Origin of the sequence: Streptomyces sp. NPDC047002 (assembly GCF_040704505.1) — a bacterium.
Taxonomy (GTDB): Bacteria; Actinomycetota; Actinomycetes; order Streptomycetales; family Streptomycetaceae; genus Streptomyces.
Genome location: NZ_JBEYWC010000008.1, coordinates 91,514 through 114,834, shown reverse-complemented (window position 1 = coordinate 114,834; position 23,321 = coordinate 91,514). Strand labels below are relative to the sequence as shown.

13 protein-coding genes and 1 pseudogene are annotated in these 23,321 nt (G+C 73.4%); 10 read left to right on the top strand and 4 right to left on the bottom strand.

Features of this window, described 5'->3' with window-relative positions:
* Positions 1-16 precede the first annotated feature (16 nt).
* Positions 17-226, bottom strand: a complete 210-nt coding sequence (locus tag AB0910_RS10820) for an MbtH family protein (RefSeq protein ID WP_366744206.1) — start codon at positions 224-226, stop codon at positions 17-19.
* Positions 223-10,689, bottom strand: coding sequence for an amino acid adenylation domain-containing protein (locus AB0910_RS10815; RefSeq protein ID WP_366744205.1), 10,467 nt, complete (start codon positions 10,687-10,689; stop codon positions 223-225). The genes AB0910_RS10820 and AB0910_RS10815 overlap by 4 nt, the downstream gene beginning before the upstream one ends.
* A 412-nt stretch (positions 10,690-11,101) precedes the next feature.
* On the opposite strand from AB0910_RS10815, the gene AB0910_RS10810 reads away from it, so the two are divergent.
* Positions 11,102-11,407 carry a hypothetical protein gene (locus AB0910_RS10810; protein ID WP_366744204.1) on the top strand — a complete coding sequence of 102 codons (306 nt, stop codon included), beginning with the start codon at positions 11,102-11,104 and terminating at the stop codon, positions 11,405-11,407.
* A gap of 68 nt (positions 11,408-11,475) precedes the next feature.
* Here AB0910_RS10810 and ispG read toward each other — a convergent pair.
* A pseudogene (gene ispG / locus AB0910_RS10805) lies at positions 11,476-12,443 on the bottom strand (flavodoxin-dependent (E)-4-hydroxy-3-methylbut-2-enyl-diphosphate synthase); the annotation flags it as partial.
* A 934-nt stretch (positions 12,444-13,377) separates the two neighbouring features.
* On the opposite strand from ispG, the gene AB0910_RS10800 reads away from it, so the two are divergent.
* The 7 genes from AB0910_RS10800 to AB0910_RS10770 all read left to right on the top strand — a co-directional run bounded on the left by AB0910_RS10800 (position 13,378) and on the right by AB0910_RS10770 (position 20,232).
* On the top strand, positions 13,378-13,614 hold the full coding sequence (locus AB0910_RS10800) for a hypothetical protein (protein WP_366744203.1): 237 nt from the start codon (positions 13,378-13,380) through the stop codon (positions 13,612-13,614).
* A gap of 119 nt (positions 13,615-13,733) precedes the next feature.
* Complete coding sequence (locus AB0910_RS10795) at positions 13,734-15,179, top strand: AarF/UbiB family protein (RefSeq protein ID WP_366744202.1); 1,446 nt, start codon at positions 13,734-13,736, stop codon at positions 15,177-15,179.
* A 100-nt stretch (positions 15,180-15,279) separates the two neighbouring features.
* Positions 15,280-15,450: a hypothetical protein gene (locus AB0910_RS10790; protein WP_366744201.1), complete on the top strand. Its 171-nt coding sequence runs from the start codon at positions 15,280-15,282 to the stop codon at positions 15,448-15,450.
* Positions 15,451-16,105: 655 nt separating this feature from the next.
* Positions 16,106-17,056: a polyprenyl synthetase family protein gene (locus AB0910_RS10785; RefSeq protein WP_366744200.1), complete on the top strand. Its 951-nt coding sequence runs from the start codon at positions 16,106-16,108 to the stop codon at positions 17,054-17,056.
* 38 nt (positions 17,057-17,094) lie between these two features.
* Positions 17,095-17,988, top strand: a complete 894-nt coding sequence (locus tag AB0910_RS10780) for a methyltransferase domain-containing protein (protein WP_366744199.1) — start codon at positions 17,095-17,097, stop codon at positions 17,986-17,988.
* Positions 17,985-19,112, top strand: coding sequence for a polyprenyl synthetase family protein (locus tag AB0910_RS10775; RefSeq protein ID WP_366744198.1), 1,128 nt, complete (start codon positions 17,985-17,987; stop codon positions 19,110-19,112). The genes AB0910_RS10780 and AB0910_RS10775 overlap by 4 nt, the downstream gene beginning before the upstream one ends.
* Positions 19,113-19,176: 64 nt before the next feature.
* Positions 19,177-20,232, top strand: a complete 1,056-nt coding sequence (locus AB0910_RS10770) for a terpene synthase family protein (RefSeq protein WP_366744197.1) — start codon at positions 19,177-19,179, stop codon at positions 20,230-20,232.
* Between the two features lie 185 nt (positions 20,233-20,417).
* Here AB0910_RS10770 and AB0910_RS10765 read toward each other — a convergent pair whose 3' ends face one another.
* Positions 20,418-20,609 (bottom strand): hypothetical protein, encoded by a 192-nt coding sequence (locus AB0910_RS10765; RefSeq protein ID WP_366744196.1) that lies wholly within the window; start codon positions 20,607-20,609, stop codon positions 20,418-20,420.
* Between the two features lie 145 nt (positions 20,610-20,754).
* Between AB0910_RS10765 and AB0910_RS10760 the strand changes: the two genes are divergently transcribed.
* Complete coding sequence (locus AB0910_RS10760; protein ID WP_366744195.1) at positions 20,755-21,918, top strand: hypothetical protein; 1,164 nt, start codon at positions 20,755-20,757, stop codon at positions 21,916-21,918.
* Between the two features lie 7 nt (positions 21,919-21,925).
* The gene (locus AB0910_RS10755; protein ID WP_366744194.1) at positions 21,926-22,327 is read left to right on the top strand and encodes a hypothetical protein; all 402 of its coding nucleotides are present in this window, start codon (positions 21,926-21,928) and stop codon (positions 22,325-22,327) included.
* Positions 22,328-23,321: the final 994 nt, after the last annotated feature.

Sequence of the window (23,321 nt, the reverse complement as noted above, 5' to 3'; positions counted from 1 at the left end):
AGCGGGTGTTCCGGTGTCAGGCGGCGGCTGCGGGGCGGGCGCTGCGGGGGGTGATGTCGGTCCAGTACTGCTCGACGTACTCCAGGCACTTGGCCTGCTCCGCGGGGCCGAAGACGACCATCCAGCCGTCGGGGACGGCCGCGAAGGAAGGCCACAGGGCGTGCTGGTCCTCGTCGTTGACGACGACGTGGTGCTGGATGCGCGGGTCGTCGAAGGGGTTCGTCATGCGGGGTCTCCCGGTGCGGTGCGGTGGAGCGGACGGAGGGCGGCGGCCAGGATCGGACCGATCTGCGCCCGTGCCGCGGGCTGGAACATGCGGGCGTGGGCGCATGCCACGTCGTGGTTGTCGAGGGGGCCCGTGATGTGGGGCGCCCACAGGTCGAGGGTGAACAGATCGGCGGGCCGGCCCTCGGTGGCGGTGAAGAACAGCGCCGGGCCGTGGAAGGTGCGCGGGGTGAACGACCGCATGAGCCGGGCCTGGGCGGTGAAGGAGTCGACCATCGCGTCGAGGGTGGCCGGTTCGAGCGAGCCCATCGGGCTGCCGACGGCGCGGAAGTGCTCGCGCACGTCGACGGTGGCGAGCGGTCCCTTCCTGGTGACGAGGGCCTCGTCGGCGCCGAGGTTGGCGAGGAGGGCGCGGAAGACGGTGTCGCGGTCGGCGGTGTCGAGGCCGTCGCGCGGCGGCACGGGGAAGGCGTCGAGGATCGCGAGCAGGGCGACCTGCTCCCCCGCGTCCTGGAGCTGTACGGCCACCTCGTGGACGATGTTCCCGCCGAAGGACCAGCCGAGCAGGTGGTAGGGGCCGTGCGGCTGCACGGCGCGCAGCTCGCCGACGTACCGCGCGGCGAGGGCCGCCATGGTGTCGGGCAGCGGTGTCGTGCCGTCGAGGTTCGGCGTCTGGAGGCCGTACACCGGCTGGTCCTCGTCGAGGTACGGCAGGAGCCCTCCGTAGGTCCAGGCGAGCCCGGTGGCGGGGTGGACGCAGAACAGCGGGGGCCGGTCGCCGGTCGTGCGCAGCGGCAGCAGGGTGGTAAGGGGGTCGTCGTCGGTCCCGTCGGCGATGCGGGCGGCGAGCCGGGCGACCGTGGGTGCCTCGAAGAGTGCGCGGATGCTCAGATCGGTGCCGAGGACGGCGCGGATGCGGCCGATGAGGCGGGTGGCGAGCAGGGAGTGGCCGCCGAGTTGGAAGAAGTCGTCGTCGATGGTGACCTGTTCGACGCCGAGCGCCTCGGCGAAGAGGGTGCACAGGACGTCTTCGCGCGGGGTGCGGGGGCTGGTGCGTCCGGTGCCGGTGTGCTCCGTGGTGGGGGCCGGCAGGGCGCGCCGGTCGAGCTTGCCGCTCGGGGTGAGGGGAACCGTGTCGATGAGGGCCCAGGCCGCCGGGACCAGATGGCCGGGGAGCGTGGCGGCGGCGTGCCCGCGCAGCAGGTCGACGACGCCGGTCGCGCCGGGGTCCGCGGGCACGGCGTACGCCACGAGCCGGCCGCCCGCCCCGGTCTCCTCGGCCACCACCACGGCCCGTGCGACGGCGGGGTGGGTCTCCAGCACGGCCGCGACCTCGTCGGGCTCCACGCGGAAGCCGCGGATCTTGACCTGCCGGTCGGAGCGCCCGGCGAACAGCAGCGCGCCGTCGGCCGCGCGCCGCGCCCGGTCGCCCGTGCGGTACATGCGGCTGCCTGGCGGGCCGTACGGGTCGGGCAGGAACGACCGCGCCGTCTCGCCCGGCCGGCCCGCGTATCCGAGGGCGGGGCTGTCGCCCGCGAGGTAGAGCTCGCCCGTGACGCCCTCGGGTACGGGGCGCAGGGCCGCGTCGAGCAGATGGGCGCGGGTGCCGGTGACGGGGTGGCCGAGCACGGGGCGCTCGGCCGCGGCGAGGGGTGTGGCCAGGGTGTCGACGGTCGCCTCGGTCGGGCCGTACAGGTTCCAGGACATGACGTCCTCCTCGGCGCGCAGGCGCGTCCAGAGGGCGGCGGGTACGGCCTCGCCGCCGAGCGCGAGGACGCGGGGGCGGTGGGCCGCGGGCGCGAGGAGCCCCGCGTCGAGGAGGTGTGCCGCGTGGGTGGGCGTGGTCTCGAGGACGTCGAGCCGGTCGGTGCGCACGGCGTGTACCAGGGCTTCGGGGTCCCTGCGGGTGAGGTCGTCGACGAGGTGCAGGGTGTGGCCGCACAGCATCCACAGGACGGGGTCCAAGGAGGCGTCGAAGGAGAGCGCGGCGGTCAGGGCGACCCTGAGCCGGTCCGTGCCGGCGGCCCTGGCCGCGGGGGCGAAGAGGTGGCGGCGGTGGTGTTCGAGCAGCCGGGCGAGGGAGCCGTGGGCGACGAGCACGCCCTTGGGGCGGCCGGTCGAGCCCGAGGTGTGGATGAGGTACGCGGGGTCGCCGGGACCCGGCAGGGCACGCGGGCCCGGGGCGGGCGCACCGCTCGCGCCGGGGCGTGGCAGGACGAGGACGGGCCGGCTCGACGGGAGCGCGACCGCACCCTCCTCGCCGGTGAGGACGAGCCGGGGCGCCGCGTCGTCGAGGACCGCCGCGATCCGTGCGTCGGGCAGGCCGGGGTCGAGCGGGGCGTACACGGCGCCGGACTTGAGCACGCCGAGGAGGGCGGCGATCGAGTCGGTGGAGCGCGGCAGCAGAACGGCCACGGTGTGACCGGGCCGCACCCCGGCGGCGGCCAGCAGGGCCGCGATCCGCTCCGCCCGTTCGTCGAGCTCGGCGAAGGAGAGCCGTCCGTCGGGCGCACTGACGGCGATGTCGCCGCTGCGGGCGGCCGCGACGGTCTCGGCGAAGTGGTCGAGGACGGTGCGGGGCGGGGTGGCGTGGGTGCCGCCGTCGCCGCGCGCGAGCAGCGCGGCCTCCTGCGCGGGTCCGGCCAGCCGCAGGGCGGACAGCGGAGTGTCGGGGGCCTCGGTGGCCCGGTCGAGGAGGGTGGCGAGGAGCTCCGCGACACGGTGCGCCGTGGCGGTGTCGAAGAGGTCGCGGCTGAACTCCAGGGTCCCCCCGATGCCGCCGTCCGCCAGGCGGCCGTCCGCGTCGGCCGCCTCGGTGAGGCTGAACGACAGGTCGAACTTGGCCGCGCCGGTCTCGACGGTGTCCAACCGGGCTCGCAGGCCGGGCAGTTCGAGCCGCGGTCGGCGGGTGTTGTTGAGGGTGAGCATCACCTGGAACAGCGGGTGGCGGCTGAGCGAACGGGCCGGGTTGAGCTCCTCCACCAGCCGCTCGAAGGGCAGCTCCTGGTGGGCATAGGCGGAGAGGTCCTCCTCCCGCACACGGGCGAGGAGTTCGCGGAACGTCGGGTCGCCCGTGAGGTCGGTGCGCAGCACGAGGGTGTTGACGAAGAAGCCCACCAGACCGTCGAGCGCCTCGTCGGTGCGCCCGGCGACCGGTGTGCCCACCACGATGTCGTCGTCGCCGCCCACCCGGTGGAGCAGGGCGGTGAGCGCGGCGTGCAGCACCATGAACGTACTGGCCGAGCAGGAGCGGGCGAGCGCGGCGGCCGCGGCGGCGGTGCGGCCCGGTATCCGCACGCGGACGGTCCCGCCGCGGCCGCCGGGCGCCGCGGGGCGCGGCCGGTCGGCCGGCAGACTGGTCTCCTCCGGTGCGCCGGTCATCCGGCCGCGGAAGTGGGCGAGTTGACGGGAGGCGGCGGAGTCGGGGGTGTGTGTGGAGCCGAGCAGCCCGTGCTGCCAGAGGGTGTAGTCGGCGTACTGGACCGGCAGTGGCGGCCAGGTGGGGCCACGGCCCGCGGCGCGGGCCGCGTAGGCGCCCGCGAGGTCCTGGGCCAGCGGACCGGTCGACCAGCCGTCCGCGGCGATGTGGTGGACGGTCACGAGCAGCACGTGCCGGTCCGCCGCGAGGCGGAACAGCTCGGCCCGCAAGGGGATTTCGCGCGCGAGGTCGAACGGCCGGGCCGCGGCCCGGCGCAGGGCGGCGCCGAGGCCCGCCTCCTCGGCCGGGGTGACAGGGAGCCCGGGCAGCGCGTCCCCGGGGTCGAGGACGGCCTGGTACGGCTCGCCGCCGTGCTCTTTGACCAGGGTGCGCAGGCTCTCGTGGCGCGCGACGACGTCCCCGAGCGCGGCGTGCAGCGCGGCGGTGTCGAGGTCGCCGTCGAGATGGACGGCCATGGGGATGTGGTAGGCGGCGTCGTCGGGCGCCATCCGGTGCAGGAACCAGAGCCGCTGCTGCGCCGGGGAGAGCGGCGGGTGCTCGGGCCGTGCGGCGGGCCGCAGCGCGGGGCGTGCGGCGCCCGCCTCGTCGAGGCGGAGCGCGAGGGCGGCGGGGGTGCCCGCCTCGAAGAGGGCGCGTACGGGCAGTTCGACACCGAACGCGGCGCGGACGCGGCCGACGAGGCGGGTCGCCATGAGGGAGTGGCCGCCGAGGTCGAAGAAGTCGTCGGTGCGCCCGACGCCGCTCACGCCGAGACTCTCCCCGAACAGGGCGCACAGGATCTCCTCCCTGGCCGACCTCGGCGGCCCGCCGGAGCGCTCGGGCGCGGCCGCCGGGTCGGGCAGGGCGCCGTGGTCGACCTTTCCGTGGGCGGTGAGGGGGAGTTCCGGTACGGGGACGACGGCGGAGGGCACCATGTAGCGCGGCAGGCAGCCCGCGGTGTGCGCCCGCACATCGGCGGCGGACAGCTCAAGGCCCTCGCGGGGCACGGCCCAGGCGACGAGCCTGCCGGTGCCGTCGGGGCCCGGACGCACGGCCGCAGTGGCGCGCGCGACGCCGGGGTGGGCCGCGACGGCGGCGGCGACCTCGCCCGTCTCGACGCGGAAGCCGCGCACCTTGACCTGGCCGTCGGCGCGCCCGACGTGGACGAGGCGGCCCTGCAGGCGCCTGACGAGGTCGCCCGTCCGGTACATGCGGCTGCCGGGCGGCCCGTACGGGTCGGGCAGGAAGCGCTCGGCCGTGGCGCCCGGGCGGGCGTCGTAGCCGCGGGCGAGGCCGGGACCCGCCAGGTACAGCTCGCCGACGGCACCGGGCGCGGCGGGCCGCAGGCGCGCGTCGAGCACCCGGGCGCGGGTGCGGGCGACGGCGCGGCCCAGGTGGGGGCGGGTGCCGGGGGTGACGCGCCCCATGACGCTGTCGACGGTGGCCTCGGTCGGGCCGTAGAGGTTCCACACCGCGACGCCTTCGAGGCCGGCGAGCTCGGCCCAGAGCGTGTCGCCGATGGGCTCGCCGCCGAGTGCGAGGACCCGGGGGCGGGGCCTGCCGGGCGCGAACAGGCCGCAGGCGCGCAGCTGTTCGAGGAAGGAGGGGGTGGTCTCCACCACGTCGATCGCGCGCTGGTGCAGCCGGGCGGTGAGCGCCTCCGGATCGGTGCGGGTGGCGTCGTCGACGATATGCAGTTCGTGCCCGGCGACCATCCACAGCAGTGGGTCGAGGGAGGCGTCGAAGGTGAGGGCCGCGGTCAGCGCGACGCGCAGCGGTCTGCCGTTGTTGTCGGCCTCGGCGGGCCCGGTCAGCCGCTCGCGGTGGCCGGCCAGCAGGTTGGCCAGCGCCCGGTGCTCCACCACGACGCCCTTGGGGCGGCCGGTGGAGCCTGAGGTGTACAGGACGTACGCGGCGTCGGCGGGACCCGGCACGGGGGGCGCGGGGACCGGCACGACGGGGCGCGGCCGCTCGTCGAGCAGGAGCACGCCGGGGACGGTGGCGGGCAGCGCGCCGCGCAGCGCGGAGGTGGTGACGAGGAGGCGGGGCGCCGCCGTGTCGAGGATCATGCCGTTCCGCGCGGCGGGGTGGGCCGGGTCGAGCGGCACGTAAACGGCCCCGGCGCGCAGCACGCCGAGTACGGTGGCGGCGGTCCAGGAGGTGCGGGGCAGCGCGACGGCGACCCGGTCGCCCCGCGCGACGCCCTCCTCGGCCAGCAGCCCGGCGATCCGCTCGGTGCGGTCGAGGAGTTCGGCGAAGGTGAGGCGCCCGTCGTCCGCGACGACGGCGGTGCGCTCCGGGGTGCGGGCCGCCTGTGCGAGGAAGGCGTCGACGACCGTGCGCCGGGCGGCGCCGTACGCGGCCGCGTGGTGTGGCGCCGGGGCGCGCTCCGCCGGCCGGGTGGAGCCCGTCGGCACTGAGGGCCGATGGGTGTCCACCGGCGCGGCGGGCTCCCCCGGCAGGATGGTGTCCAGCGGCCCGGCGGGCTCTGCGGCCTGGTCGAGCGCGGCGGTCCGCTGCTCGGCGGTGAGGAACTCCACGTCGGTGAAGGGGGTCCCGGGGTCGGCGAGCAGCGCGTCGAGGAGGCGGGTGAAGTGCGCGGCGAAGCCTTCCGCGGTGCCGCGGTCGAACAGGTCCTCGCTGTACTCCAGTTCGCCGGTGATCCCGGCGGGGTCGCCGTCGGGGCCATGCTGCTCGGCGAGGTCCCAGGTGAGGTCGAACTTGGCTCCCGTGCGCCCGACCGACGGGTCGTGCCGGGCGTCGAGGCCGGGCAGCGCGCACTCGGGCGTGGGCACGTTGTTGAGCGCGAGCATCACCTGGAACAGCGGGTGGCGGCCGAGAGACCTGGCGGGCGCGAGCTCCTCGACGAGCCATTCGAACGGCAGGTCCTGGCGGGCGTAGGCGGCGAGGTCGGCCTCGCGCAGGCGGCGCACGAGCCCGAGGAAGGAGGGCGCGCCCGACGTGTCGGCGCGCAGGACGACCGTGTTGACGAAGAAGCCCACCAGATCGGTGAGTTGAGTATCGGCACGACCCGCGACCGGGGTGCCGACGGGGATGTCCTCGCCGGCGCCGAGCCGGGTCATCAGGGCGGCGAGCGCGGCATGCAGCGCCATGAAGGTGCTGGCGTCGCAGGAGTGCGCAAGGGCGGCGAGCGCACGGTGGATTCCTGCGCCGATCCGCACGGGGACCGTGCCGCCGCGGCCCGAGCCGTGTGCGGCCCTGGCCCTGTCGGCGGGGAACGCGGCCTCGGCGGGCAGCCCGTCGAGCGCGGCTGCGGCCCGCGCGAGGCTGCGCCCCGCGGCGGAGCCGGGGTCGGCGGGGTCGCCGAGCAGGGCCCGCTGCCACAGCGCGTAGTCGGCGTAGTGGACGGGCAGCGGCTCCCAGTCGGGCGCCACGCCGGCCAGGCGGGCCGCGTAGGCGGTGGACAGATCGCGCAGCAGCGGGCCCATGGACCAGCCGTCCGCGGCGATGTGGTGCAGTGTGAGTACGAGGGTGTGTTCGCGCTCCGTGGCGGTGAACAGCCGTGCACGCAGCGGTGGTTCGCGGTCGAGGGCGAACGGTGTGCGATCCGGTGCCGCGGGGCTCTCGCCGTGCACGAGGGGCACGTCCGCGGCGCCGGGTGGCAGCACCCGCTGGTGGGCGCCCTCGGCGTCCTCTGCTATCACGGTGCGCAGGCTCTCGTGCCGCCGGACGAGGTCGTGCAGGGCGCCGGCCAGGGCGTCGCGGTCGAGTTCGCCGGTGAGGCGCAGGGCGACCGGAAGGTGGTAGGCGGCGCCGCCCTCCCCCATGCGCTCCAGCAGCCAGAGCTGCTGCTGCGCGAAGGACAGCGGGATCCGCGCGGGCCGCGGCACCACGGGCTCGACCGCGGGCCGCGCGGGCGCGGCCGTCGCGAGGGCGGCGGCCAGGCCCGCGGGCGTGGGCGTCTCGAACAGCGTCCGTACGGGCAGTTCGACGCCGAAGGCGGCGCGGACCCGGCCGATCAGCCGGGTCGCGAGCAGCGAGTGCCCGCCCAGCAGGAAGAAGTTGTCGTCGCGGCCCGGCGGCCGCGTGCCGAGGACGTCGGCGAACAGGGCACACATCCGCCGCTCGTCCTGCGTGCGGGGTGCGGCTCCTGCGGGGGCCAGCGGCCGGGCCGCGGGCAGCCGTCCGGTGTCGAGCTTCCCGTTGGGGGTGAGCGGCAGCCGGTCGACGACGGCGTAGGCGGTGGGGACCATGTGCTCGGGCAGTGTGGCGGCCAGCGCCGCGCGGACGGCCGCGGGCTCCGGACGCTCGCCGCCCGGGTGCGGCACCAGGTAGGCGCTGAGCCGCTCGTGCCCGCCGTCGGGGGCGACGAGGGCGACGGCCGCCGCCGCGACGCCGGGCAGCGCGCGCAGCGCGGACTCGATCTCGCCGGTCTCGACGCGGTGGCCGCGTACCTTCACCTGCCGGTCGGAGCGGCCGAGGTACTCAAGGGCGCCGTGCCGGCTCCAGCGGGCCAGGTCGCCGGTGCGGTACATCCTCGACCCCGGCGGCCCGTACGGGTCGGGCAGGAAGCGCTCGGCGGTGGGCCCGGGGCGCCCCGCGTAGCCGCGCGCGACTCCGGGGCCCGCCAGGTAGAGCTCGCCCGCGGTGCCCTGGGGCAGCGGGTGCAGCGCGGCGTCCAGCACGTAGGCGCAGGCGCCGGCCACGGGCCGTCCGATCACCGGTGCCGTGCCCCCGGTGACGCGGGCGGTGACCGCGTCGACGGTCGCCTCCGTGGGGCCGTAGTAGTTGAAGGCGAGCAGGCCCTCGTGGGCGGCGAGGTCGGCCCAGAGCTGCGCGTCGACGGGCTCGCCGCCGAGGGCGAGCACCCGGGGCCGGTGGACGGCGGAGGCCAGCAGGCCGCACGCCATCAGCTGTCGCAGATAGGTGGGGGTGGTCTCGACGGCGTCGATGCGCTCCTGGACGAGGTGGCGTACGAGTGCCTCGGGGTCCCTGCGGGTGGCGTCGTCCACGATGTGCAGCTCGTGGCCCGCGACCATCCACAGCACCGGGTCCCAGGACGCGTCGAAGGAGGTGGCCGCGGTGAGCGCCACCCGCAGCCGCCGCTCTAGCGCGCCCTCGGCGAGGGCGTGGGCCTCGCGCCTGTGGTGGGCGAGGAGGGCGGAGAGCGAGCGGTGCTCCACCACGACGCCCTTGGGGCGCCCGGTCGACCCCGACGTGTAGACGAGGTAGGCGGCGTCGTGCGGCGCGGGGGCCGCCGTGGCGCGGGGCTCGCCCGAGGCGTTGCCTGCACCGGCGGGCGCGGTGGCAGGCGAGGTGTCCGCGGTGACGAGGGAGACGGCCGCGTGCGGGTCGAGCCGTCGCGCGGCCTCCGCGGTGGCGACCAGGGCGACGGGCCGTGCGTCGTCGAGCATCCAGGCCAGCCGCTCGGCCGGGTAGGCGGGTTCGAGCGGCAGGTAGGCGGCGCCGGTCCGCAGCACCGCGAGCATCGCCGCGACCAGGTCGGCCGAGCGGGGCAGCCCGACCGCGACGCGGGTGCCGGGACGGGCGCCGCGCCCGGCGAGCGCGGCCGCCAACACATCGACGCGCGCGTCGAGTTCGGCGAACGTCAACCGGACGCCGCCGCTGACGACGGCGATCTCGCCCGGAGTGGCTGCGGCCTGCCGGGCGAACTCCTCCGGCAGGGTCGATGGCCGCCGCCGCGCACCGGGGGCGGGCGCGGCGCCGAGCGCCAGTGCCCGGCCTCGCTCCCCGCCACCGAGGAGGCCGAGCGAGCCGATCTGGCGGTGCGGGTCCGCGACGAACTGGTCAAGGAGCCGCCCGAACCGCTCATGGTGTGCGCCGAGTTCCGCGGCGGTGTGCAGGTTCGGGTTGCCGAGCAGTTCGATGCCGAGGGCACCGTCGCCGTAGGAGGCGTGGACGGCGAGCGCCAGGTCCTCGACGGGGCCGATCGACAGGTTGTGCAGGGTCGCCACCGCGGGCCCGAACCGCAGGGCGTCGTCGAAGGCGAGCACGTTGACCGAAGGCCCCACCAGAGGCCTTTGCGTACCGGTCAGCCCTTGGTCGCGGCGCAGGCGCTCCGCCGGGTAGCGCTGGTGCCGCAGCACGCGCTTGGCCTGCGCCGAGGCGCGCGCGGCGACCTCGGCAGCGGTGTCGGACGGCGACACCGCGAGCCGTAGCGGCAGGACGTTCGAGAGCATCGCGGGGGTGGTACGGGCGCTCCTGGTGCGCCGTCCGGTGACCGGCAGGCCGAGGACGACCTCGCCGGCCCCCCGGGTCCTGTGCAGGTAGACGCCCATGGCCGCCATGAAGAAGGTGGGCCAGGCGACGCGGGCCTCCCGCGCCGCGGCACGCAACGGCGCCGTGGGGACGGGCGGGGCACCGCGACCGGCCAGGGCGAGCCCGCGGCCGAGGGGCGCGGCCGCGTCGGACAGGCCGGTGGCCGCGGGCGCGTCGGCCAGGTGCTCCGCCCAGAAGCGGGCGTCGGCGGAGAGCTCGCCCGACGCCTCGTAGGCGGCCTCTTCCGCGAGGAGCGGCGCGAGCGGCACGGGCACGGGAGGCACGGGCTCGCCCGTGCCCGCGACGAGCAGGGAGTAGACCTCCGCGATCCGGGCGAGGGCCAGCGCGGCACCGTAGCCGTCGAGGGCGAGGTGGTGCACCTGCTGGTGGAAGAGGTGGTGACGGGTCGAGAGCCGGTAGAGGGTCAGCCGCACGAGCGGGCCGCGCGCCACGTCGGCGGCGCGCCCCAGCGCGCGCTCCATCCTGCGGACCGCCTTCTCGGCGGGGCGCTCGTGCCCCGTCAGGTCGACCACGGCGAGCGAGAGCCGGCCCGGCTGGTGCACCCGCTGGCCGGGCACGCCGTCGCGCTCGCCGAAGGTGACCCGCAGCGCCTCCGCCTCGCGCTCGACGTGCCGGACCGCGCATGCGAGCGCGGCCGGGTCCAGCTCGCCGCGCACATCGGCGTACTCGGCGATGTTGTACGAGGGGTTCTCGGGATCGAGACGCTGGGCGAACCACAGCCCGGACTGGGCCGCGGTCAGCGGGAGGACCTGCGGCGGACTCTTCGAGACCTGCGTGGAGGACACGCGGACATCACCCTTGCAGAAGACGTGGCGGCAGAACGGCCGAGGCGCGGGGGCGGGCGGGGTGCTCCCCGGCCCCGTCACGGCGGCGGCGGTCGGCAGTGCCCGTGAGGGGCGTGGTCCGCCCGGCGCGTCCAACGCGTCCTGTACGCCCCGCCCATCGCGCACCTCCCCCTCCTCGGCGGTACTCCGCGCTGCGGAGAGCCGCTCCCGATCGCCTTGCTGACAGGTCATTCGGAGAGGAGGCGGATACGGATTGCCGGTGTGTCCGGAGCCACAGGAGTCGACGCGCACCACGTACCCCTCGCCACTCCCTGTGATTCAGGCCACAGCAGGCGTCGGCGGCCCATCCCGTCCGGCCGCGGGCCCGAAGGAGGAGAAGGCGAGCCACACACAGCGAACAACCGGAGGAACCATGGGTATCTCCCGCCCACTGCGGTACTGGGGCACGGCGACGGCCACCGCGGGCCTGCTCCTGGCTGCGACAGGCGCGGCCGCCGCAGCGGCACCGCACCACACCGCATCCCAACGCGCCGCCGCAGCGCCGCTTCCCCGCCTCGAAACGGCCGCCTACCAGGGCGTACAAGGCATCAACCTCTGCCTGCTCGCCCGCTGCTCGCTGGGCGGCGGCACACCCGGCGACACCGCGCCCGGCGGCGTCAGCAACACCCAGGGTGGCAACCTCTGCCTACTCGCCGTCTGCTCGGTGGGCCCCGAGTAGACCGCCGCCCCGAGGGGCGGCGGGAGCACAGGTCGAGCTCGGCCTCGTAGGAGTGCGCCAGGACCCCGGCCGAGGTCCGCGTCCCTTGCCTCTCCAGGACCGTTGACGACGCATCCCATGACGGCGATGCGCAGGGGGTGGGGGAAGCCTTCGAAGGCGGCCTCGACGCGCGCGGCGAGCCGGTGGATGTCGACCTGGAGGCGTCCGCAGCCGGGACAGGAGACGATCTCCAGCGTGCGGGGGCGCAACCCGAGCGACTGGAGGATGTGGCAGCCGGCCTTCACCTGTTCAGCGGGTGGCGCGGAGGTGGAGACGCGGAGGGTGTCGCCGATGCCTTCCGCGAGGAGGACGGCGAAGGCGGTGGCCGATTTGATCGCTCCTTGAAGAGGGGTGCCGACCTCGGTGGCCCCAGGTGCAGCGGGTAGTCGCACCGGTCGGCCAGCTGTCGGTAGGCGGCGATGGCGGTGAGCGGGTCGTGGTGTTTGACCGCGATCTTGAACGCGGTGAAGCCGTGCTCCTCGAACAGCGACGCTTCCCACAGCGCCGAGTCGACCAGCGCCTCGGCGGTGGCCCCGCCGTGTTTCCGGATCATGCGGGGATCGAGGGATCCCGCGTCCACCCCGATCCTCAGGGGTACGCCGGCGGCCGTGGCGGCGCGTGTGATGGCGGCTGTCCGGTCGTCGAACTTCTTGATGTTGCCCGGGTTGACCCGCACGCCGGCGCAGCCCGCGTCGAGGGCGGCGAAGCCGTAGCGGGGCTGGAAGTGGATGTCGGCGACCACGGGTATGGGCGACCTGGACACGATGCGGGGCAGTGCGTCGGCGGCCTCCCGGTTCGGGCACGCCACCCGGATCAGGTCGCAGCCCGCCGCGACGCAGGAAACGATCTGCTGGAGCGTGGCGTCCACGTCCTCCGTCCGCGTGGTGGTCATGGACTGCACGGAGACCGGGGCTCCTCCGCCGACGGGGACGTCGGCGAGATGGATTCGGCGGGTGCGGCGGCGCACTCGCAGGCCGGAGGCGGTGGGCGCGGGCAGGGGCCCGTCCCCGAGCGCGGTGGGCCTCCCGCCAGGGGGTGCTTCGGGGAGGTCAGCCAGGCCGCCTCCGATCCCGGGCCGAGGCGTCGCCGCGGGCGTGCGCGGGCGTGCGCGGATCCGGGGGCGGCGCGCCGCGGGGGGCCGTGGGGGACGCGGTGGACGTCGGGGGCGGGCAGTGCAGTGGGGACATGAGCGTCCTTCCGCCGCGGCGGGGCGCCGTAGGAGTCGCGGGAACCGCCGTGGCTGCGTGGAGCCGGCTCGTGTGGGGGGGGGATCGCCCCTTCCAGTGCCCCTGTTGGGGTGGCTCAGCCCCCAGGACGCAGGCGCGTCGTGGTGTTCGGCGTCGTCACCTCCACGCCGCACTCCGGCGCGCCTGCCTGTTGTCGCACCGGCGGTCGCCCCCGTGGACCCACCACACCACACGTGCCCCGGCCGGGGCCCGCCGGCTGCGCGGTGGACAGGTTCTGCACGGCGGAGGATCAGTGGCTGCCCCGCCTTCCCGGGGCACTTCGCCGTAGCGGCGAAGACCGCAGGTCACGTCGTCCGGAGCTGCGGGAATCCGGCCGGCGGAAGAGGCATCCACGCCGGCGTCGGACGACCGTGGGGAACCTCGGCACCCCGCGGTCCCGCTCCTCGGCACAGGCTCACGCGCCGGTGGGATTCCTGAGAGCAGCGCACGCCCTCCGTGTCCTCCGTGCCCCCCTTGCAGCCGGGTTGCCCCGCCGCCGGACGTGCCGAATAGTCGAACGAGCGGTTCACCGAACGGCTACCCACAGCGCAGCTGTCACTAGAAGTTGAAAGTCTGCTGTGCCGGTCCACCGCTGCATCCGGAGTCTCAGATCCGCTTCGCCGCCGCCATACGGGCGGAAGTGTCGAGCGCGACCGACGGCCCACTCCGGATCCGAACGCACACCTCCACAGAGGGGAATCCCCCATGTCCAAACGGCGAAAGAGCCTGCTCGACGACGTCCTTGACAGGGCGAGCGACGTCGGCCGCGACTCACGCGACATGACACGCCGCGCCCTCACCGGAAAGAAGAAAAAGAAGAAGGGAAAGAGCACCCGCAAGCTCACCAAGCGCAACAATCGCATGCTCGAAGCACTCGTGGTGCAGCTCGACCGGTACATCGAGCAGGACCGTGCCCGAGGCAAGGCACCCGACGCCGGCTGAGGGACACGACATGGCGGCTCACCCCGTCGACACGCCGGCATCGCAACGGCGGGAAAGGGCGGCCCCCGGTGGCTGAGCACCGCGCGCGACACACTGCCCACGTACTGGCCGGGCTCGGGATGAGGGAGGTGGCCCGGGTCGGCGGGTACCACCGCCGCACCCGGGCCGAGGAGGAGTCCGGGGCAACCGACGAACAGCTGCGGGCCCGAGCGATCCGCCACACCCTGGAGCAGCTCGGGCCCCTGTACGTGAAGATCGGCCAGATCCTCTCGACGAGGCCGGACTTCGTCCCCGACCACGTGCGCGAGGAACTCGCCCTCCTGACCGACCAGGCCACTGTCCGCCCGTTCGACACCTTCACACCGGCGCTCGAGGCAGAACTCGGACCCGACTGGCGTGCGTCGTTCAGTTCCTTCGAGACCGAGCGTCCGCTGGGGGCCGCCTCCCTCGCACAGGTCTACCGCGCCGCTCTGCGGGACGGCACCCCGTGCGTGGTGAAGATCCAACGACCGGGCTCGCACCACAGTGTGCGGGGCGACATGGCAGTCCTCCGCCGCGTCACCCGCGTGTTCAGACGGGTGGCACCGCGGTTCAACGAGGTCATCGACGCCGGTGCGATGCTCGACGTCGTCTTCCGCGCCATGAGCGACGAGCTGGACTTCACCCGGGAGGCCGCCAACATGAAGGCCGCCCGGAAGGCTGCCAGAGAATTCAAGACCATCAAGGTGCCCAAGGCCCTCGTCGCCACCCCGCGCGTCCTCATCCAGACCCTCGCCGACGGGCAGGCCGCCCACCGGCTCAAAGACGACGAGTTGAGCCGAAAACAGCGCAAGAAAATGGCCAAGGAGTTCGTGGCCTACATGCTCAAAGGGTTCTTCGTCGACCGAACCTTCCATGCCGACCCGCACCCCGGGAACGTGCTCATCAGCCCGAGCGGGAAGGCCCATGTCATCGACTGGGGCATGGTGGGCCGCATCGACCGCAGTACCAGCGCGGCGATGCTCGGCACGATGCTCGGCATGGCCTACAACGACGGCCCGGCACTCGCGCAGTCATGGATCCAGATGGGCACCCCCACGCCCTGGAGCGATGTCGGCGGCTTCACCGCCGACATCGCACGCTTCGTGCCGCACGTCGCCGACGCCTCTCTCGCCGAACTCAACTTCGGAGTCGCCCTCACCACCGTCCTCGCCTTCTCCACCAACCGCGGCATCCAGACCACGCCCAACGTCTCGATCCTCGGCAAGGCCGTCGCCAACATGGAGGGCACCGTCCGGCATCTCCACCCCGGTCTGAAACTCTCCGACAGTCTCCGTGACGCCCTCCAGGACACCCTGCTGGACATGGCCCGGGACGTCGGCTCGGCCGAACAGCTGGCCCAGTACGCGCTCCACGCCCTGCGGTTGCTCATCGACGGCCCCCGCCAGGGGACCCGCGTACTCGACGACGCGGCCGACCGCCAGCTCACCGTGCACAACCACACGCGTTTCCACGACACACGCTTCAGCAGAACCGCGTTCGCACTCGCCCTCCTGGCTCTCGGGCGGAGCCGCAGACAGCGTTGACGCCCGCACCCCACCGGGCCCGGCCCGCCACCGTCCGCGCCACCCGCGGGACCCGCGGGACCCGCTGCCGTCCCACCACGATCAGAAGGGGGGAAGTTCCGTGCTGAGTCGGCCCCGCAGCCTTCTGTTCTGGATCGTACTGATCATCCTTCTCTACATGGTCGCCGTCGCTCCCTCCGAGCTCGGCCACTTCGTCCTGTCCCTGTGGCACGGCGCCAGGAGGTTCTTCGCTTCCCTGAACGTCCTGATCAGCACCCTCAACACGTCCTGACTCCCCCAGCCCAAAAGGCCTGCGCCATGCATACCGCGTCCAAGCTGTCCCCCTTGCTGGTCCTCGGCGCCCTCGCCCTCTCCGGATGCAGCCTGCCCCCTTCCGCTCCCCAGCCCCCGTCCCCGCCACAGGGCCCGCTCACCGTGCACGTGGACGTCCGTCCGCCCTCCGCGCAACCGCTACCCGCCCCGCCGGCAGCCGAGGCTTCCGCGACTCCGGCCACTCCCCCGCCCGCCACCAGAGCGCCTGCCGCGCCTCCCACCGACCCACCGTCCGCACCGCCGGCCTCCGCGCCACCGACGGGTACGCACTCGCCCCTCCCCACCGCTTCCGACCCCCCGCCCTGCGCGTTCACGCCGACGCCCCCCGGTCGTCGCCGACCCGTCCCGCGGCCGACGCCCTCCGCGCCCTCACCGCCCGAAGGGCCAGGCCCTCCAACTCCGGCGGCCAGCGGCTCACCGGCCCCGACAGCCCGGCAGTGAGCGGCGTCAGCACGTACGAGCCCGAGCGCCGCACCGCCCGGGACCGACAGGCGACAGAGATCCGCTCCCGATGGCCAGGAGGTACCGCAATGGCCGGATCATGCACATCCCCGTCCGTGGCAACTCAGCTCACGCGTGCGCGTGAGCACGTCCTTCCCCCTCTCCAGGAAGCAGTGGGCACACTGCAGCCGCACCTGGCCGAAGTCTGCGGCTACCACTTCGGCTGGTGTTCCGCCGGCGGAACACCGTCGGCGGGCGCGGTCCCGAGCAAGTTCCTGCGCGCCACCCTGGTTCTGCTCGCCGCGGAGTGTGCGGGCGGCGACGCCGCCACCGCCGTGCCGGGGGCCGTCGCAGTGGAACTGCTGCACAACCACTCCCTCATCCACGATGACGTGATCGACCAGGACGACCTGCGCCGCGGCCGCCGAACGGTGTGGTCGGTCTACGGGACGGAAACGGCGGTGCTGGCCGGAGACGCCCTGGCCGCCACGGCGGTGGCCCATCTCGCCCGGGCGGGGACCGTACCCGCAAGAGAGGCGCTCGTGCTGCTCCTGGACGCGTTCAACCGCCTGTGCGCGGGGCAGACGGCCGACCTGGAGATGGAGCGGGGCGACGCCGTCACGGTCGATGAGTACCTGCGGATGGTCGCCGACAAGACGAGCGCGCTGCTGGCAGCCGCCGTCGCCATCGGAGCGGTCCTCTCGGGAGCGGACGAGGCGACGATCGGCATTCTTGAGGCCGCCTGTCGCGATCTCGGCCTCGCCTGGCAGGCAGCCAACGACGTGGAGGACATCTGGGGCGACCCGGCTGTCACAGGCAAGCCGCCCCTGAGCGATCTGCGCAGCGGCAAGATGACCCTCCCCGTCCTGGCAGCCCTCGCGTCCGACACCCCTGCGGGACGAGAACTGACGGCTCACCGCGCGTCCGGTGCCGACCGCGCACGCCAGGACCTCGATCACGTCGCCGACCTGATCGTTCGAGCAGGCGGGCGCGCCGAAGCCGAACACCTGGCCAGGCAGAGACTCGCCTCGGCCGAGGCCCGCCTGCGCGAGCTCGCCGTGCCCGACCCCTCACGCCACGCCCTGACCGCCCTCTTCCGCTTCATCGTCACCCGCTCGGCCTGAGCACCCCCGCACCACCCGACCCCACTCCAGGAGAAGCCATGACGCCTGAGCCCACCCGGGTACCCGACGCCGTACGCAACGACTACGAGCACCGCCTCAACAGCCACTGGGAGGCCAAACAAGCCGACGACATCAACCTCCTCCTGGGGGAGATGGACGGCCTCTACCACCACCACTACGCCGTCGGCGACTTCGACCGCACCGTGCTGACGGCCCCGCCCGAGCGGCGTCAGCAGCTCATCCTGCGCGAAATGCACCGCATGGAGAGCGAGCAGGTCGCGCTGATCCTCGACAGCCTGGGCGAACCCCCGGCCGGAGCCCGCCTCCTGGACGCGGGCTCCGGCCGGGGCGGCACCTCGTTCATGGTCCACGACCGCTTCGGATGCAGCGTGGACGGCGTGAACTTCTGCGAACACCACCTGGCCTTCTCACGCGAGCTGGCCACGCGCAGGGGATGCGCCGACCGGGTGCGCTTCCACTACGCGAACATGGCCGCGACACCCTTCGCGGACGAGTCGTTCCAGTACGTGGTCACCAACGAGACCACCATGTACGTCGACCTCTTCGAGACCTTCGCCGAGTTCGCCCGCATCCTGGCGCCCGGAGGGCGCTACGTCCTGGTGACCTGGTGCGAGAACGACGCCGCCACGGCTGCCGGAACGAGCCCCGAGGTCAAGACGATCGACTCCCACTATGTGTGCCGCATACACCCGCGCAGCACCTACTTCCGCGCCCTGGCCGCCAGCGGCCTCGTCCCCTCCGCCGTCCACGACCTGACCACCGAGGCCATCCCCTACTGGGAGCTGCGCCGCCACTGCGACCTGAGCACCGGAGTGGAGACCCCCTTCCTGGACGGGTACCGCGGGAACCGGCTCAACTACCTGGTCATCGTGGCGGAGAAAGCCCTGACCCGGGATCAGGCCGCCGCATGAACGAAGCCCCCCGCCACACGACCGCGGGCAGCCGCCCGGGTTTCGCGCCGGCCGACCCGCACACGGACACACTCGATCTCGCATCCGTCCGGCACGGCGTCGAGGCCGTCCTGCACGCCTTCCTCGACGAGAAGCTCCAGACCATCCCCCACCCCAGGGCCCGTCCCCTCGTCGAGCACCTGAGGGCGCTCGTCGACGCAGGCGGCAAACGCATCCGCCCGGTGCTGTGCGTCATCGGCTGGCACGCGGCCGGCCGCCGGGACACGCCCCCGCACGTCCTGCACCTCGCCGCCGCCGTGGAACTCTTCCACGCCGGCGCGATGATCCACGACGACATCATCGACCGGTCCACCACCCGCCGCGGCCACCCGAGCGCACACCACGCCCTGCGCACGCAGTTCACCGCATCCCCCGGCAGCGCTGCCGGCGCGTGGTTCGGCGACAGCGCCGCCCTCGTCCTCGGAGACCTGGCACTCTCCTGGTCCGACCAACTGCTGCACCGCGGGCGCCTCGACACCGCACACCTACGCGCCACACACCCGCTGCTGGACACACTGCGCACAGAGGCGCTGACCGGCTGCTACGTCGAGCTCCTCGCCACCGGCCACCACAACACCGACTTCGAGCTTGCGTTGGAGATCAACAGACTCAAATCCGGCAGATACACCGTCGAGCGGCCCCTGCAGCTCGGCGCCGTCCTGGGCGGCGCCGACCAGGAGGTCCTCGACACCTGCTCCGCCTACGCCGTCCCCCTCGGCGAGGCGTTCCAGCTGCGCGACGACATCCTCGGTGTCTTCGGCGACACCCCGGCGATGGGAAAGCCGTCGCTCGGCGACCTGCGCGAGGGCAAACCCACCCCTCTGCTGGCCGCGGCGCTTTCGCGCGCCGACCCCGGCGCGCGCGAGCGACTGCACCGCCTCGTCGGCGACCCGCACCTCGACGACGACGGCGCCGCGGCGGTGCGCGAGATCCTCATCACGACGGGCGCGCGCGAGCAGATGGAGCAGCTGATCGAAGCCAAGCGCCTGGAGGCCCTCGCGGCCCTGGCCGAGCCGGCGTTGCCCGAGGCCGTCGCCACCGCACTGCGCCACATGGCCGAAGCAGTCACCCACCGCACCGCCTGAACAGCAGCCAGGCACCTCGTCGAGGACCGAGCCGCTCCACCAGCCCGGCAAGGAGAACGCCATCATGAAGGACGACATTCCCACCACCGAGGGCGCGCAAGAACACTCCGTCAACGACCTCTACACCTCAGTGGTCGAAGCGGTACTCCCCTGCTTTCCGCCCCTTCTGAAGGGAGAAGTCAACCCGGCCCGGCAGACGGTCGAACGCAGGCACACCGACTGGCTGCGCGCATACGGGCTGGTCGAGCTGAGCTGCCGGCCGGAGACCATGCGCCTGCACGACGTCACCGCCTTCGCCTTCCCCCACGCCGACGCGGACGTGCTCGCCCTCACGGCCGATCTGACCGCCTGGCTGTTCTTCGTCGACGAGCTCGTCGACGCGGGGAAGACCGGCCTGCGCCTCACGTCCACCCGGGAGTTCATCAACGCCGTGAAGTCGCCGCTGCGCGCCTCCACCGAGCCCGGCGGAACCGCACCGTCGCCCACCGACCTGGCGGGGCTGATCCATGGCGCCTACGGCGACGTGGCGGCCCGTATGCGCGAGCGGATGTCCTCCCCCCAGTGGGCGCTGTTCGAAGCGCATCTGGACGCCTACTACGAGGCGCTGAGCGCCGAGACGAAGGACCGGGAGCAGCGCCTCCCCCCGGCGCTGGAGGACTACTGCGCGGTTCGCCGGTTCAGCACGGGCACGCAGTGCCAGCTCGATCTGATCGAGCTGTCGGAATCGGTCCGGCTCCCCCCGTACCTGTACGAAGCCGACCTCTTCCACGAGCTGATCCACATCACCTGCGACATCGCGGCATGGACCAACGACATCTTCTCGGCCGCGAAAGAACACGCGGCCGGCGGTGTCCACAACCTTGTGCTCATCCTCGGACGGCAGGCCGGCTGCACACTGCCGGAAGCCGCGGTCCTGGCCGTCCGGCGCATCGAGACGAGGCTGCGGGACATGGAGACCGCCCGGGCCGCGCTGCCCGCCCTCATGGCACGCCACCACGCCTCCCCCGCCGCACAGGAGGCCGCCCGGCGCTGGGCCGACGGCCTGTACTGCTTTCTGCAGCACGCCGACTGGTACCTCGGGCACTCCCGCTACAGCGGGGCAGCGCCTCAGCGCCGGTGACCGCCGCGGTCTTCCTGGCGGACGGCGGCCGCCGCGGGTCATCCCAGGAAGCTCAGCCGCACCCGGCGGTCCGGGTTGTCGACGTTCGTGTCCACCAACATCCGTTAAGGCAACACCAGCCTATCCGGATGGCAAGGGCCGGGGCCCGCCCTTGCCACAACCGCGCGGTCACTTCTCCAGCAGGGTCACAGAGGCCTGAGGATGAGGAGGTGGCAGCCGAGGATCTGGCGGGCTTCCCTCCGGCGGGAGCTGCGGGGGTGCAGCAGGGCGACTCCGACGATGACGACGTACACGGTGATCCAGATGTGCAGGATGGTGATCAGAACCCAGAGCAAGGGCCCGGTGGTCGGGAGCAGGGCGGTCAGTGCAGTGAGCATGGTTCCTCCTAATGTGTCGCCGGGCCGTGCGCTGCGGCGGTTCCCCCAGGTCACCAGGCCCGGTGCGCCGGGCCCGGGTAAAGGTGGGGGGTCTCTAATTCCCGAAGGCACGGCCTCTTCCGACGGAAGTAGGTAGGTTCGCGGCATGTCTTCTCCTGGTCCGGGCTCCGCTGATCAGCAGCTCGTCGAGCACGCGCGTCAGCACGGTTTCGTGGTGTCAGCGAAGCAGCTTGCGTCGTGGCGGCGGGCGGGGCTGTTGCCGGGACACACGAAGCGGGCGCTGGGCCGCGGGCGCGGGAGCACGTCGGTTCCGGACGATGAGGCATTCGGTCTGGTCGTGGCGCTCGCCCGGCTGGCGCGGAGGGGCGCTCGGCCCTCTCATCTGGCGCTGGCGCTGTTCGGCGAAGGGCACCCGGTGCCCGAGAAGACCGTGCGGGACGCCTTCGGCAAGGCGGTCCGGGGCCTGGGCGCCGGGCTCGGCGAGGAAGGTCCGGACGAGGGTGAGAACAAGGAGGAGTGGGCGGAGCGCATCGCCGACGAGGTGGTCGCCTCGGGACAGCGGGTGCGGCTCGTTCCCGCGCGGGTTCGTCGGATCGATGAGGGCATCGCCCGGAACATGCGTGACCGGGGGGTGGTTTGGCCCCCTCCCGAGCTGGCCGACCTGGACACGAACCCGGAACCTCCGAGCCTGTCTGGCGGGGAGGTCACGGCTGCCGCGGTGACCACGGTGCTGCGTGGAGGTGCCGCCGTCACGCCGCAAGGGATCGGTGACGTGCTGCGGGCCGTGCAGCCGACGGGGTGGGGCAACCCGGGGGCGTCACTGGCCGAGTACACGGTCGATGACGTCCCTGATGCCGCCCAGGAGGTGTTCCTCCCGGACGGCGGGATGAGCACCGTTCCAGACGGTGACGTCTGCGGCGCCCTGCTGAGTCTGGCGGAGACGGCCACCCTGGAAGACCTGCGGGACGCCTGGGAGGTGAGCGGGGCGACCCGCGAGTGGGCACTGGACCTGTGCGCACGGGTCGAGGCGGAGCTCGACGCCGGCGAGCTGGGCGACGCGGCCCTCGCCTGGCTAATGGGCAGAGCCTTCGTGTCGGGGCTGGTGCTGATGGCCCAGGTCGGAGACCGCCACTGGTCCCCCACAGACCGGGCGTCGGACTCCCTGATCCTGTTGATGATGCGGCGGTCGTTGCGCGACCTCGACGGCAAAGTAACGGACTGCCAATGGGAGCTTCTCGAATCCCCCGCCGTGCTGCCGGCCCCGCTGATCCCGTTCCTCCAACCGCGGCACGCCTCCGCGATCCAGTAGGAGAATCATGATTCAGAGCCCTCGTGAGACCATGGCGGCGGCCATGGCCGAAATGGCGGTGCTGCGTGCTCTTCAAGTGGCCGGTCGGCGCGTGCTCGCGCGGCGGAGCCGGGCGGTACGGGGCCCTCTGCGGACCGTCCCTCCGTGGGAGCTGCATGTCCATCTGCCGGTTGGCGATACCGATCTGGCGCTGCTCCTGCGGGATGCGTGGGTCATCCCGCAGGCCGTCGGCGTGCCCTCGACCATGATCGAGGCACTGGATCAGCACGTGCGAATTCTGCTTGCCGCCGGGCTCGGGTACCGCCGGGACGACTTGTTCAAGACCTTGTCCCGTCTGCCGCTGGAACAGCTGGTACTCCCTTGGGACGAGCCTGCCGGAACGGACAAGGCTCATGCCCCGAGCAAGTGATCCGGTGGAACTGAGGGCGGCAGGCGTCCTGCGGTACTGCACGGGTGAGACCGTCGAACCGTATGACCGCTGCCCTCGGTGCGGTGATTTCCACGAGGTGCGCGCTGCCCCCGACGGGCGCTTCGACTTTATGGGCGGCGATGATCGGGCAGTTGAGGTCACACAGGTGACCAGCAGTGTGGCTGAGCGGAACCGGCGCTCCTGGGAGCCGTACCTCAAGAAGCGTGCGGTAACCGAGTTGAATCTGGGCTGGCACGTAGTGTTCGAGAGTACGGCGAAGGCAACCTACGGGGGCCGCAAGGGGAACCCTCGCTTCAGGGATGCCCTGACCGTCGTCAGCCCGGCCCTGGCCGAGCTGGAACGGCGTGGTGTGCACCGCTTCACCCCTGGCACGGCCTGTAGCGAGCATCAGTTCCACGAGGAGGCGCGTGCCCGTACGGCATCCTGCGTAGTGCCGGAGTGGTCTCCGGCTGTTCCGTTCCCAGCGACACGACCATCGGCTACATCAGCGCCGGCCTGCTGACCGGGTCCGACCAGATGCCGGCTTTCAACCCGGACCACTGGGTCGGGAAGACCGAGAAGAACCGCCGCCAGGGAAAGCCCCCACCGCCCCTCTCCCCTCCCGGAACCACTCCGGATGGGCCCGGTGCTGTGGTCGTTCGATCCGGGCTTCCTCGCTTCACTGGAGAAGCGCCGGGCCGAGGACGAACGGAAGTCGGCCGAGACGACGCGAGCCCTTTTCCCCGGTCGCCACACCGATGCTGAACTAGCCGAACTGGCCCGCTGGGACGTGAGCGAACGGATCGCCCTCGCACGATCCCTGACCTGGCGGACCGCGCTCCCGGCGAACCCGCCGCCCATCGCTGACGCCGACGGGGGAACGGAACTGGTGGCCTTGCTGGAAGTCGAGTTCGGGCTGCACGAGGACCTGGCCCTGAAGCTCAACGCGGCTTCCGACCGACCGCGCCGAGAGGTGTTCTTCTGGCTCACATGG